Below are 12,410 nucleotides of genomic sequence, written 5' to 3'. Positions count from 1 at the left end.
ATTAGCTAGCAATCAGTTAAAAATATCGGTGCAGTAAAATACTTCAAGTTCTAACATTTTTATGCAAACCAACTCTCAAAACCGCGAATCTTCCGACTTCTTCTGGCCTAGCTACGTGGACCTGATGACGTCGCTGTTTGTGGTGATGTTGGTGCTGTTCGTGTATAGCTTCAAGCTGTTTAAGGACAGGGAAGGGGAGCTAAAGCGGGCCAACGGCGAGCTGAAGGTGAAAGCCGCCGAACTAGAGCAGATCACCAAAATTCGGCGCTCTTTGCAGCAGCTCGAAGGCAAGTACTTCAAATATGACCCCGCCAACGAGCGTCACGAGTTGCTGGTACCGGTTCAGTTCAAATCGGGTCGCGACGAAATTCAGGATGCGTACAAACCGGCCTTGCTCCAAGCAGGCCGCCGACTGCGCACGGTGCTCAAAAGCATCAAAACTGATCAGCCGGTGCGCTACTTGGTTATTGTGGAAGGAATGGCGGCGCGCTACCCCCAAGGTGATCCACGCAATGACTACGAGCAGCAGGCCACCTACCAACTCAGCTACCGCCGCGCCCTGAACCTGCTGAACCTCTGGAAGCAGAACAATCTCGACTTTACCCAAGACCGAAGCATTGAGCTAATTATCGGCGGCAGCGGCTTCTTCGGAACCGGGCGCTACGCCGGCTCGCGGGAAGGACAGAACAAGCGGTTTCTAATTCAGGTGATTCCGAAAGTAGGCCGCATAAGCAACAGGTAAGAGCCGTTGGAAGACGCCTGCCGGCCGGCGCCCTAGGCAGGCGTCCGACCGGTTGTTGTTAGAACGAGCTTTGTGCTGTCGTTGCAAGCCTGTCAGGATTATCGAAGAACGTGCACCTAGCTTTTGCCGCTGTCCGCAGCCGACAACCGGTCGGACACCTAGGGCGTTGGACCGGCAGGCGTACACTGGCTTGGAAAATTAGCGTCAGAAGTTAGGTCGAAGCCATAAGCCCCGATGGGCACCCACGTGGAAGCTAGCTTAGCACCTAAACAATCCGGAGGGTACGTCGGATGTATAGAGGTCAGCGCATATCTTCGCTAGTTCGCTGCTCCCACCTATTCTTTTTATGCGCACCTTTTCATTTGCCCTACTGGCGCTGACAGCGCTGGCAGCTTCTTGTCGCTCGGCTGCTTCTGAAGCCGAGCGTGAAACCAGCGCGGCTGGCAACCGTTCTACTTTCTCGACTCGCCGCAACGGCTCCGACTTACCCCGTTTCACTGTGCAATACCCACAAGCTCATAAAGTTGATGTAGTCGACGACTACTTTGGTACTCCCGTCGCCGATCCGTACCGCTGGCTCGAAGACCCTGATTCGCCCGAAACGAAAGCGTGGGTAGAGGAAGAAAACAAGGTGACCTTCGGCTACCTAGAGAAGATTCCGTTCCGCAACCAGATTCGCGACCGGCTCACCAAAATCTGGAACTACGAACGCTACAGCGTGCCCCAACAGGAAGGCAACCAGCTGTACTTCTCCAAAAACGACGGCTTACAAAACCAAGCCGTGCTGTACGTGCAGCCGAACACCGACGGCGCCCAGCCTGAAGTGCTGCTCGACCCCAACAAGTTTTCGGCCGATGGCACGACGGCGTTGGCGGGCACCTATTTCTCCAACGACCACCGCTACCTAGCCTACGCCACCAGCGGCGGCGGCTCCGATTGGCACCAGCTAAAAGTGCTCGACCTCAAAAACCGTCAGCCGCTAAAAGATGAGCTGAATTGGGTGAAAGTGTCGGGCGCTTCGTGGTACAAAGACGGTTTTTTCTACAGCCGCTACGACGCCCCGAAGAAGGGCGAACACAGCCTGGCTGGCAAGAATGAGTTTCACAAAGTCTACTACCACAAGCTAGGTACCGCCCAAAGTGCCGACAAGCTGGTGTACGAAGACAAGAAGATGCCCCTCGGCTTCCGCATGGCGGGCGCTACGGAAGACGAGCGTTTCCTGGTGCTCTACCTCACCGACGGCAAAAACGACGGCAACCGCCTCTCGGTGCGCGACCTCACCGACCCCAAGCAGGAGCACAGCTTCACGACGCTCATCACCAGCTACGCGCACAACAACTCCGTGATTGGCAACGTGGGCGGGCAGCTTTTGGTGATGACCAACTACAAAGCCCCGCGCTACCGCCTCGTGGCCATCGACCCCAAGAAACCGCAGGAAAAGAACTGGAAGACGATTCTGCCCGAATCAGAAAACACGCTGGAAGGCGTGAGCCAGGTAGGAGGGAAGCTCATTGCCAACTACCTCAAGGATGCTAGCTCCTTGGTAAAAGTGTATGATGAGAAAGGCACATTTCTGCACGATGTGGCGCTGCCGGCCATTGGCACGGCGGCCGGCTTCGGCGGGCGGCACGATGCGAAGGAGGTATACTATGCCTTCACCTCGTTCACGTACCCGACCACCATCTACAAGTACGACCTAGCCTCGAACACCAGCACCGTCTTTCGAGCCCCAAAAGTCGATGTGAACCCCGAGGATTACATGACCAATCAGGTGTTCTTCGCCAGCAAAGACGGTACGAAGATTCCGATGTTCATTGTGCGGAAGAAAGGGGTAAAGCTGAACGGCCAAAACCCGACGTACCTCTATGCGTACGGCGGCTTCAACGTATCGTTGACGCCGGGCTTCAGCGTAGCGCGTATGCTGTGGCTGGAAAATGGCGGCATTCTCGCTATTCCAAACCTACGCGGCGGCGGCGAGTATGGCGAAGAGTGGCACAAAGCCGGTATGACCCCGCACAAGCAAAACGTGTTCGACGACTTCATTGCCGCCGCCGAATACCTCACGGTGCAGGAATACACCAACCCCAACCGCCTCGCCATTGCCGGCGGCTCCAACGGCGGCTTGCTCGTGGGCGCCATCATGACCCAGCGCCCCGACCTAGCTCACGTGGCTTTCCCTGCAGTAGGCGTGATGGACATGCTGCGCTACCAAAAGTTCACGATTGGCTGGAACTGGGCCCCCGAGTACGGCACCTCCGACAACTACAACCAATTTCAGAACCTCTACCGGTTCTCGCCCTTGCACAACCTGAAAGCGGGCACGACCTACCCCGCCACCATGATTACCACCGCAGACCACGACGACCGGGTGGTACCGGCGCACTCGTTCAAGTTTGCTGCTACGCTTCAGGAAAAAAATGCTGGTCCGTACCCGCAGCTTATCCGCGTGGATGTGAATGCCGGGCACGGCGCGGGCAAAAGCACCGCCCTTCAGATCCAAGAATGGGCCGACGTGTGGGCTTTTGCGTATTACAACATGGGCCTCAACCCATACAGCAACTGAGGAGGTGAGTAACTGAGTAGCAGCATACCTAGGTAATGCACTCAAGAACGACTTTACTCAATTACTCAGCTACTCAGTTACCAAATTGCCTATCTTGCGGCCCGAAACCCCAATGCCCGTTTATTTCGGCTTACTTATGAAGAAAACGCTTCTGCTCGGTCTGTTCGCCGCTGCTTCGCTGACGCTGTCCTTATCGTCGTGCAACAATCCTGATATCCGCAAGGATGAAGATGTGGCCACCCGGCCGCTGCCACCCATTCCTGCTGCAGCCGATACGACCGGTGGCAAGCCCGATACCAACGTGCCGCGCGAAATCAACGCGGTGAACGCTACCCAGGATATTAAGCAAATGCAGCCGCAGATGTAATTCTGAGGAGCACTTCTCAATGAACAATGAGCAATTGCCCTGCGTGGCGTTGCTCATTGTTCATTTAAGGCCATGCGCTACACCGCTTGCCGCTCTCAACGGCCTATTCATCACTCTTCTTATTCATTGACTGATGCCAACCATTCGTCGCGGCGTTGAAGCCGATCTGCCCCAAGTGCTAGGTCTTATTCAGGAGCTAGCCGAATACGAGCGCGCACCACAAGAAGTCACCAATACGCTAGCTGATATGCAGCGTGACGGTTTCGGACCCGAGTCCATCTTTAAGTTTTTCGTGGCCGAAAGCACGGAGGGCACTATCCTAGGCATCGCACTATACTACACCGCCTATTCTACCTGGAAAGGCCGCATGCTTTACCTCGAAGACTTGGTTGTGACCGAAGCGGCCCGCGGTACAGGCATTGGGAAGTTGCTGTTTGATGCCGTTGTGCACGAAGCACGCACTACCAGCGCCAACCGCATGAAATGGCAAGTGCTCGAATGGAATGAACCTGCCATCGGCTTCTACAAAAAAATAGGCGCCAACCTAGACTCTGAGTGGCACAATGGCAACCTTACCCATGAGCAGCTAGCAGCTTACCGCTGCAACGAAGCCGTGCTGAGCTTATAACAGGCAAAGTGCCAGAAAGAGAAACGCCATGCTGACTTGTGTTCAACATGGCGTTTCTTGCTTCAAGTTAGTACGGAGGTGGAAATCTACTCTACTATTTCCAGCATCGTGCTGAACGACACGTATTGTCCTGGAAAGCGAGTCGTCAGGTTGGCACTCAAACCAGGATCGAAAAGGTTCTGGTAGTCTTCGAGCTGATCTAGGTCGAGGCAGTAGAACTGCGCGGCGTACGTGACGCCGCCTTCCTCCTCGTTGAGGAGACGGCAGAGCTGGCTTTTAACAAAAAAACCCGTGGCCATTACTTCCGGCAAGTGCACGTCGCGCATGTACGCGACCCACTCGTCGGCAATATCCGGGTCGATGCTGCTGGTGATGTTGTACAGAATCATTCAGGTGAAGGTAAAAAACCGGCGGCACGACGCTAGCTAAGCAGGCTTTCAAAGCCAGGCGCCGTGCGCGACAAAGTGAATTCAATAAGATCGTAGTGGGCCACGCCTGCTTCCAGAAAAGGATCTGTAGCGGCCACTGCCTCCAAGCTCGCCCGGTCGGTAGCGCGAGCTAGGATGATGCCGCCCGTGCGCGGCACCCGCCGACCCGAGGCTACGAAAGTACCGTTTTGGTACTGCGCGTCGACCCAGGCCATGTGTGTTGTCATGAAGGGCTCAACCTCCTCCAAGGGTTTAGAATACGTAAGAACAAGCAGAAACATAGCCGCAAAGGTACGCCTCAGACGCGCATCGTGTCGAATTGAAAGTCCTGAATACGCGCCTGAATATCCTTCGGAGCTAGCTTTTCCTGTATAGCGGCTTGCACCAAACCAGGCAACTCTTGGTCGCCAGCAAGGCGCAACGACAGAATTTGCTTTAGGGTGAACTGGTCTTCCAGAGGCCGCAGGCTCTTGCCCGTTATTTCAAAGTAGCGCTGGCGCACCTCTAGGCGGGCAATGCGGTCTTGCAACATCAGCGCGTAGTGCTGCCGCAGCATCACCAAGCCAACGAACACGACGATGGCTAGCACCATAACCGAAAACCAGATCCGTGACACTTCAGAATCATCGCCCGCCACGGAGATGTAGCGACGGATAGCATAAATCGCGATGACAAGCGCAGCAGGTAATACCACGAAGTGATGCAATGGATAATACTTCGTGGTGTTTTTGGTAGGCGTGGTCATGGGGCTTAAGAAAAGAGTGGCAAAAAAGAGAATACAAAAAACTCCAGCCGCCTTGGGCTGGAGTTTTGATGGGTAGGCATAGCGAACTGAGAAAGAGAAGGCTAGCTTTTCGCTGCTTTCTTCTCCATGCGCAGCCGCTGCTTATCAAGTTTTGCCTGCTCCTTGGCCAGTTTGGCTTGCTGCTGCGCTTGCTTGTCGGCTAGCTTCTGTTGCTTCAGCACGTTCTGCTGATTTTTCAGGGCTAGCTTCTGCTGCTTCAACTCGGCCTTGCTGTCCTTAAGCGACCGACGGCTGGCGTCAGCTTGATCCTTTTGAGAATCGTAGAGAGCTTTTGAGTTAGCCGTTTGTTGTTGTACGCTGTCAACTCTCGTCGTTTGGGCACGAGCGATAGTGCTGAGAGAGGTGAGGGCAGCAACTGTCAGTAACAGAGTTATCTTTTTCATGAGTGCAGGTCAAATCTAGGTTATTGGTCCTGATACGGCCTGCTCGGGTATGAGGTTGGGGTGTACTAGTTATAGCTCCTGAAAATCAAGGTCTTTGCCGTAGCTCTCTGACAAAGTACTAGCGCTCCACAGGGCTAGCAGCAGCAACACAGCACCGATAATAACGGCTGCGCCCACGATGCTGAATGAGCCTTGCAAAGCTTTAAAGGTTGGGTTAATCAGCACGATGGCGCCACGGGCAAAGTTGGGGGCCGTGGTAGCAACTGTAGCGCGCAGATTGGTGCCAAACTGCTCGGCCGACACCGTTACGAACAAAGCCCAGAAGCCACCAGCAAGACCTAGCAAAAAGCAGACGGTGTAAAACGTGCTGGTAGTAGCCCCGTGCAGCCCAAACAAATACACCCCCACCATCGTGAGCGACGCCAGAATGAATACCTGGAGCGTACGGTTGCGGCTATGCAGCACTTGGCTCAGGCTACCACTCACAAAGTCGCCGACGGTGAGACCTAGGTAGCACCAGAAGATGCTTAGCCCGCCGGTTACGGGGCCTTGCAGGTTGAAGTGCTTGCCGAACTCCGGCGCCAACGTAATCAAGATGCCGACGATAAACCAAAAGGGTGAGCCAATAAGCAGGCAGCGGACGTACCGCCCGAGCCGTTCGCTGTTGGTGAACAAGCTGAAAAAGTTGCCCCGCGCTACCTCCTCGCGCTTGGCTTGCTCAAACATTCCTGACTCGAATACGCCCACGCGCAACGCCAGCAGTGCTAGACCAAGTCCGCCCCCGATGAAGTAGCTGTTGCGCCAGCCAAATCGCTCACCCACCCAATACGCCACCATCGCCCCCGATACGCCCACAGTCGCCACGATCATGGTTCCGTAGCCACGCTTTTCCTTGGGCAAGCTCTCGGCTACCAGCGTAATACCTGCTCCTAGCTCCCCAGCCAAGCCCACTCCAGCAATAAACCGGAGCCACGCGTACTGGTCAACGGTCTGCACGAAGCCGTTGGCAATATTTGCTAGCGAATACATCAGAATGGAGCCAAATAGCACCGACAGGCGGCCGCGCTTGTCACCCAAGATTCCCCACAGAATACCGCCTATCAGCATGCCTCCCATCTGCATGTCAATCAGGTAAATGCCTTGCTCCGTAACCTGCCCGGGGTCAAGCACTCCTAGCCCATTTAAGCTTTTCACCCGCACGATGCTGAATAGCACTAAGTCGTAGATATCCACGAAATAGCCGAGTGAGGCAACAATAACAACGGCACTCAGCAAAGAGGCTGTTTTGGGTGGCGGAGGGGTAATGGAGGAAGCCATACGCTAGAGCAAAAGGAGGTGAGAGGCATTTGTACGCATATTCGACAGTTTTTGCCTTTTTCAAAATACTAGGACGCAACCTAGCTTCTAGTAAAGCAACAGACCGCACGGAGTAGCATGCGGTCTGTTGCTTTACTAGAAGCTAGGTTGTTTTCTGGCGTACGCGGTATCAGCTACAGCCGCACGACTCCTCTAGTACCGGCGCGCGTTCTTCTATTTGTACGGTGCAATGGCAGATGCTAAACTCTTCTTGCATAATCTTCTGCAGATGCGACAGAAAGTTTTGGTCGCCGTTGTAGCCCGGCCGCACCAGGTGCACCGTGAGGGCAGTATCGCGAGTGCTCATGGGCCACACATGCAGGTCGTGTACTTGGGTCACGCCGGGTTGGGCAAGCAGACGCTGCCGTACTTGTTGCAAATCAATGCTTTCCGGAACGGCGAGCATTGTGAGCTGCACCGTTTCGCGTAGCAGCCCCCAGGAGCTATAGGAAATAATAGCTAGGATGATGAAGCTAATGGCTGGGTCGAGCCACTGCCAGCCCGTCCAGATGACCAAGCCGCCGCCTACCACCACGCCCAACGACACGAGCGCATCGGTAAGCATGTGTAGGTAGGCGCCCCGCAGATTTACGTCGCCGTGCTGCCCTTTTCGGAATAAGTAAGCCGTCAGGCCGTTCACTGCAATGCCAATACCTGCCAGCAGCATCACCAAGAAGCCATTGACTGGGGCCGGGTGGCGTAAGTGCTCAATCGTGTCCCAGAGAATGAAGCCCAGCGCGGCGTAAAGCAAAGCAGCGTTGATAAGCGCTGCCTGAATGGTAGCGCTTTTGAACCCGTACGTGTAGCGCTCCGAGGAAGGCCGGCTGGCTAGTTGCGTAGCGCCCCAAGCTAGGGCTAGGCTCAGCACGTCGCTCAGGTTGTGCCCTGCGTCGGAGAGCAAAGCCGAGGAGTTCGACCAGAAACCGCCGATAGTCTCGGCCACTACAAAAACTAGGTTCAGACCGATGCCTATACCGAACGCCCGCCCAAAATGCATCTCGGAAGCCGCGGCAATGCCATGGTGATGGTCGTGGCTGTGACTATGATCATGGTCATGATGGTCGTGAGAATGCGCCATGAGGTATACAGAAAGTTGCTATGTAAGCTGTAACGACTGGTGAGCGGCGCAGTTCCTTAAAGAGGCAACAACCCCAATAATTTGGGGACTCTAGGTCTGGCCACCAGCTTTGGTCAAGGTACAGAAGAATCGGCCGCGCCCGACAAACTTAGGCTGGTATACAAGAGAAAAACAGCGAGCAGACCTAGGTAGTACTCCAGCGGCGCTAATTAAAACGCAACGGTACCACTACTTTCACGCTTACATTGCGACCCATGTTGAAAATGCCTGTGCGGCCATTGCTAGTATTATAATCTGCGTACTTCAAACGGCTCAAATGACTTTGGTAAGCAACATCAAATAGGTTGTTGCCCGTTAGAAAGATTGAAAAAAGCGTCTGGGCTTTCGCATTTACCCAGTCAGTGCCTATACCTGCGTTGACGAGGGTGTAGCCTGGCGTGCGCGTCTCGGTTTGGTAAGCCGCAAAAAAGCGGTTTTGCGCAAATGTGTGTTCCACATTGATGCGAGCGTACAGGTTCGCTAACCGCGTATTCTTCACCTTCCGGAAGTTGACGCGCAACTCCGATTGCAATCGGTCGGCCGGAATGAAGGGCAAGTTGCGCAGGGAGTCAGTAGGCTGGTTGAGCTGGCGAGCCCGCACCATCGAGAAGCTATTTTCGAAGTGCAACCAATCCAGGGGGTGCGGGTGAATATCAAGGCTGACTTCTCCACCAACGAGGCGGGCGTTGCCTTGGTCGTAGAGAAACACCGGATTGCCAGTCGAGGCAATGGAGTCGGAGCCCGCCGCATTCAGAATATGACGCGGGAAGATGTAGTTCTGGATGCGGTTCTCGAAGGCATCCACATTAAGGCTCACATGGTCTGTCACGTAGCTGATGCCCGCGTCATACTGCAAACTGGTTTCCGCTTTGAGCGTCGGGTCGCCGATTTCGTAGCGGATCGTGCCTTCGTGCTGCCCGTTGGAACCTAGCTCGGAGATATTAGGTGCCCGGAAGCCCCGTGACAGGTTGGCTTTTACTAGTAGCTTCTCCGTGATGCTATAAGCGACGCCGATACTACCCGAAACATTGCGAAATGTAGATTTGAAACCCGCAAATTTCTGCTCTGCTCCTGGCGCAGGCACCGGGCGCTCCTCGGCGTCGAGGTAAAGCGCGTCGGCGTTGATGCGACGAATGTCGTAGCGTAAACCGCCACTCACATCCAGCTTGCCAAAGGTTTTCTTCGTTACCCCAAACACGCCGCCATCAAGTAGGTGGTAGGCTGGTATTAGAAATTCCGCGCCCTTATTGACGTTCTGCTGTTGCATGCCACTCACGCCAAGCGTCGTGTTCCAGCCCTGCATTTCGGGCAGGAAATACCGCACGGCATAGTCGAACGTGCGCAGCTGGAAGTATAGCTCTGGCGTATCTGGGTCGAGTACGTCGCCGAACTCACGGCGTAGGTTTTGCTGCCAGCTAGCATTCACCGTCAGCCGGCTCTGGCCGAAAACGAAGTTGTTTTCGGTGCCAATACGCAAATGGTTAACCCGTTGTCGCGGTACAGCTAAGCTATAGCCCCGTAAGTCAGCGTTAGTCACAGGCACAGCTTCGGTCGCGGTGTCACTCACCGCCACGTCTTTCAAAAACCGGCCTGTTCTTGGGTCTCGGTCACCTTCCGTCAAGCCTAGCTGTTGGTTAAAGGTGTTGAACGTCAGGTGCGAGTAGCCCCAGCTCTTGTTGATGCCTACGTACCCGTTGGCATCTAGCTCGCGGAAGCCGGAGTTGAACACGCGGCCATCGTAGCGGTTCCGGTAGCTACCTGCTAGCTTGCTGCTTCCACGTACCAGCCAGTTGAAGCCATTCTTGTTGCCTGCATTCATTACCGAATAGCCCTGCAACGCATTGTTAGTTTGGTAATTGGCAGCGGCTGAGCCGATGATCTTTCCTTCTTCCACCGGGTCAGGAGCCAGAAAGTTGATTACGCCCGCCATGCCATCGGAGCCGTAAAGCAAGCTGCCAGGGCCTTTGATCACCTCTGCGCGGTCAATCGAATACTCGTCGATTTCGATACCGTGTTCGTCGCCCCACTGCTGGCCTTCTTGCTTAGAGCCGTTGTTGAGGGTAATAACGCGGTTGAAGCCTAGCCCACGAATGATCGGTTTGCTGATGGCTGCGCCTGTGGTAATCTGCGATAAGCCGGGAGTGTGCGCTATGGCATCTATTGCATTCGTTGCGGCGGCTTGCTGCAAGCGAGTGTGGTCGATGACAGTAGTCGGAATAGGCGAACGGCGCATTTCCGTAGCGGCCGATACGCCAGTCACCACGACTTGGCCTATTTCAGTGGCCGTTGAGGTTAGCGCTACATTGATGGGCTGGCCGGTACCCGTGTCGACCGTCCGAGCAACGCTGGTGTAGCCTAGGGAGCGAACTTGCATCAAAAAACGGCCGCGCGGTAGGCTCGCAAAGCGGAAAGTGCCATCAAGACCAGTTGCCGTAGCTTGGCGCAAGTCAGAAAACAAGATAGTGGCTCCCGGAATGGGCTCTTGCGTTAGAGCATCCAGCACGCGCCCTGTAACAGGAGTGCCGGGGGCCACCCGCTGTGTTGTGAGCGACGTAGAGGTGGGAGCGACTTGTGCAAAAGTGCTGACAGTAAGCAGCAGCAAGCCCATCACTAGAAAGTAACGTGACATAGGTTGGAAGCTAGAACCTAGCGAATAAGTCAAAAAGAAAAGGGGGTAAGCTAGCAGCGAAGGCTAGCTTACAGAAGCAATAGCTTCTAAAGTGCAAGCAAATCACCTAGTAACTAGAGAGCATTGCCTGCATCCGTGTGGCCGTCATATGCGCGGCACGGGTAAAAGTCAATAGAATGGCAGAGCGAGTCTAGCTCCTAGGTGGCCCGCGTAAGTATCCGGTAGCTACTACCGCGCGAGGCCACGCTGCGCAAACCCTTTGGCTGACAGCAAGTGAAAAATATGCTGTGACGTTAATCTCCAGTGGCGAAGCTAACTGGAAAGAAGCGTGGCTAAAATGGTCAGTCTGGCAATGTTGGTGTTTGGGCGTGAGCAGTAACTGCGCCTTACCTGGTTTGTGTAACGGTATACTGTGCGCAGGCTCTTCGCTTGTATGCTGGTGCTGGTGCAACGCTAAAATCCAGGTGTCTGGCAGTAGCATCCGCGTGAAGCACAACAGAAGCAAAAACGCCAGATGAAGCCGAAGAGCACGCATTATGCAACAATATGGCGTATATACTTGCCAAATGTATAGGTATTTTACTTAACCAAAATACTTAGGCTATGAGTATATTACTAAAATGCACTTTTAGAATACAAACGACTTTATTAAAATAGTACAAATATTTGTGGCCTGCTGAAAAGTTACTAGATTCTTTTTAAAATGACCTTTCAGCTAAATCCTGGCTGTTTTCAGATTCCGGCGTATAGCTCCGGCGAGTTTTGTGTTCTATTTAGCGAGCAATTTTACAAAGTCAACGTGTATGTACATGTAATTAAAAATATACTATATAGATTTGTAATAGTGTAACGATAAAAATTACCGATTTTAGTATTGTCATTAGTATATGATCTGCTCCCTCCACGAGTCACTCCTACTGCAACACGATCCTCAATTACAATTAGTCCGTTGGCAGTGGAACGGTCCCCTAAGCTTGCTGCGCTTTCAGATGGCCCTGGAGCGACTACTGCTCTTTTCGCGTCAGTACAAAATTCGCCAGTGGCTGGTCGATATATCTCAGATGCCGCCACTCGGTAATGATGAACAAGCCTGGGTAAGTCAGCGCTGGGTAGCGCAGTTTGCTCGCATTGGCGTATCAAACCTCGCCTTAATGCTGCCAGATGATCTGCATAATCAACTGGCAATGGAGCACATACTCGATAGTGGCCGCTGCTACACCCAGCTTAATGTGCAGTTCTTTGCTGATTTTCCAGCCGCACTAGATTGGTTGTCTAAGACGCCCGAAGATGTACAACGCCTAGAAAAAGAGTGGTTTGTCGCTGCCAATACCGCTCCACAGCCGAGCATACAGAATCTATCCTTGGACAAGCTCCTCGACTAGTGGCCACTGG

Annotated in this window: 12 protein-coding genes; 5 read left to right on the top strand and 7 right to left on the bottom strand. The window is 53.9% G+C overall.

Annotated elements, in window-relative coordinates:
* Window positions 1–61 precede the first annotated feature (61 nt).
* The 4 genes from BXP70_RS12440 (at window position 62) to BXP70_RS12425 (ending at window position 4,300) form a co-directional block, all read left to right on the top strand.
* A complete protein-coding gene (locus BXP70_RS12440) occupies window positions 62–742 on the top strand; it encodes a hypothetical protein (protein ID WP_086594399.1) in 681 nt (226 codons plus the stop codon).
* A 346-nt stretch (window positions 743–1,088) separates the two neighbouring features.
* The gene (locus BXP70_RS12435; protein ID WP_086594398.1) at window positions 1,089–3,305 is read left to right on the top strand and encodes a prolyl oligopeptidase family serine peptidase; all 2,217 of its coding nucleotides are present in this window, start codon (window positions 1,089–1,091) and stop codon (window positions 3,303–3,305) included.
* Window positions 3,306–3,441: 136 nt separating this feature from the next.
* Window positions 3,442–3,672, top strand: a complete 231-nt coding sequence (locus BXP70_RS12430) for a hypothetical protein (protein ID WP_086594397.1) — start codon at window positions 3,442–3,444, stop codon at window positions 3,670–3,672.
* 133 nt (window positions 3,673–3,805) lie between these two features.
* Window positions 3,806–4,300, top strand: a complete 495-nt coding sequence (locus tag BXP70_RS12425; RefSeq protein ID WP_086594396.1) for a GNAT family N-acetyltransferase — start codon at window positions 3,806–3,808, stop codon at window positions 4,298–4,300.
* An 86-nt stretch (window positions 4,301–4,386) separates the two neighbouring features.
* Here the strand turns inward: BXP70_RS12425 and BXP70_RS12420 are convergent, their stop codons facing one another.
* The 7 genes from BXP70_RS12420 to BXP70_RS12390 all read right to left on the bottom strand — a co-directional run bounded on the left by BXP70_RS12420 (window position 4,387) and on the right by BXP70_RS12390 (window position 11,018).
* The gene (locus tag BXP70_RS12420; RefSeq protein WP_086594395.1) at window positions 4,387–4,689 is read right to left on the bottom strand and encodes a DUF4286 family protein; all 303 of its coding nucleotides are present in this window, start codon (window positions 4,687–4,689) and stop codon (window positions 4,387–4,389) included.
* 32 nt (window positions 4,690–4,721) lie between these two features.
* Window positions 4,722–5,009, bottom strand: a complete 288-nt coding sequence (locus tag BXP70_RS12415) for a YciI family protein (RefSeq protein WP_086594394.1) — start codon at window positions 5,007–5,009, stop codon at window positions 4,722–4,724.
* 17 nt (window positions 5,010–5,026) lie between these two features.
* Window positions 5,027–5,473 (bottom strand): DUF6526 family protein, encoded by a 447-nt coding sequence (locus BXP70_RS12410; RefSeq protein ID WP_086594393.1) that lies wholly within the window; start codon window positions 5,471–5,473, stop codon window positions 5,027–5,029.
* Between the two features lie 101 nt (window positions 5,474–5,574).
* Window positions 5,575–5,916 carry a hypothetical protein gene (locus tag BXP70_RS12405; RefSeq protein WP_086594392.1) on the bottom strand — a complete coding sequence of 114 codons (342 nt, stop codon included), beginning with the start codon at window positions 5,914–5,916 and terminating at the stop codon, window positions 5,575–5,577.
* A 69-nt stretch (window positions 5,917–5,985) separates the two neighbouring features.
* Complete coding sequence (locus tag BXP70_RS12400; RefSeq protein ID WP_086594391.1) at window positions 5,986–7,233, bottom strand: MFS transporter; 1,248 nt, start codon at window positions 7,231–7,233, stop codon at window positions 5,986–5,988.
* 169 nt (window positions 7,234–7,402) lie between these two features.
* Window positions 7,403–8,350 carry a cation diffusion facilitator family transporter gene (locus BXP70_RS12395; protein WP_086594390.1) on the bottom strand — a complete coding sequence of 316 codons (948 nt, stop codon included), beginning with the start codon at window positions 8,348–8,350 and terminating at the stop codon, window positions 7,403–7,405.
* A 205-nt stretch (window positions 8,351–8,555) separates the two neighbouring features.
* Window positions 8,556–11,018 carry a TonB-dependent receptor gene (locus BXP70_RS12390; RefSeq protein WP_086594389.1) on the bottom strand — a complete coding sequence of 821 codons (2,463 nt, stop codon included), beginning with the start codon at window positions 11,016–11,018 and terminating at the stop codon, window positions 8,556–8,558.
* 887 nt (window positions 11,019–11,905) lie between these two features.
* Here BXP70_RS12390 and BXP70_RS12385 point away from each other — a divergent pair.
* Complete coding sequence (locus tag BXP70_RS12385; protein WP_086594388.1) at window positions 11,906–12,400, top strand: hypothetical protein; 495 nt, start codon at window positions 11,906–11,908, stop codon at window positions 12,398–12,400.
* The last annotated feature ends 10 nt before the right edge of the window (window positions 12,401–12,410 follow it).

Origin of the sequence: Hymenobacter crusticola, from assembly GCF_002154225.1 — a bacterium.
GTDB lineage: Bacteria > Bacteroidota > Bacteroidia > Cytophagales > Hymenobacteraceae > Hymenobacter > Hymenobacter crusticola.
The sequence above is the reverse complement of the archived record's forward strand: the minus strand, read 5'-3'. Positions and strand labels throughout refer to the sequence as shown.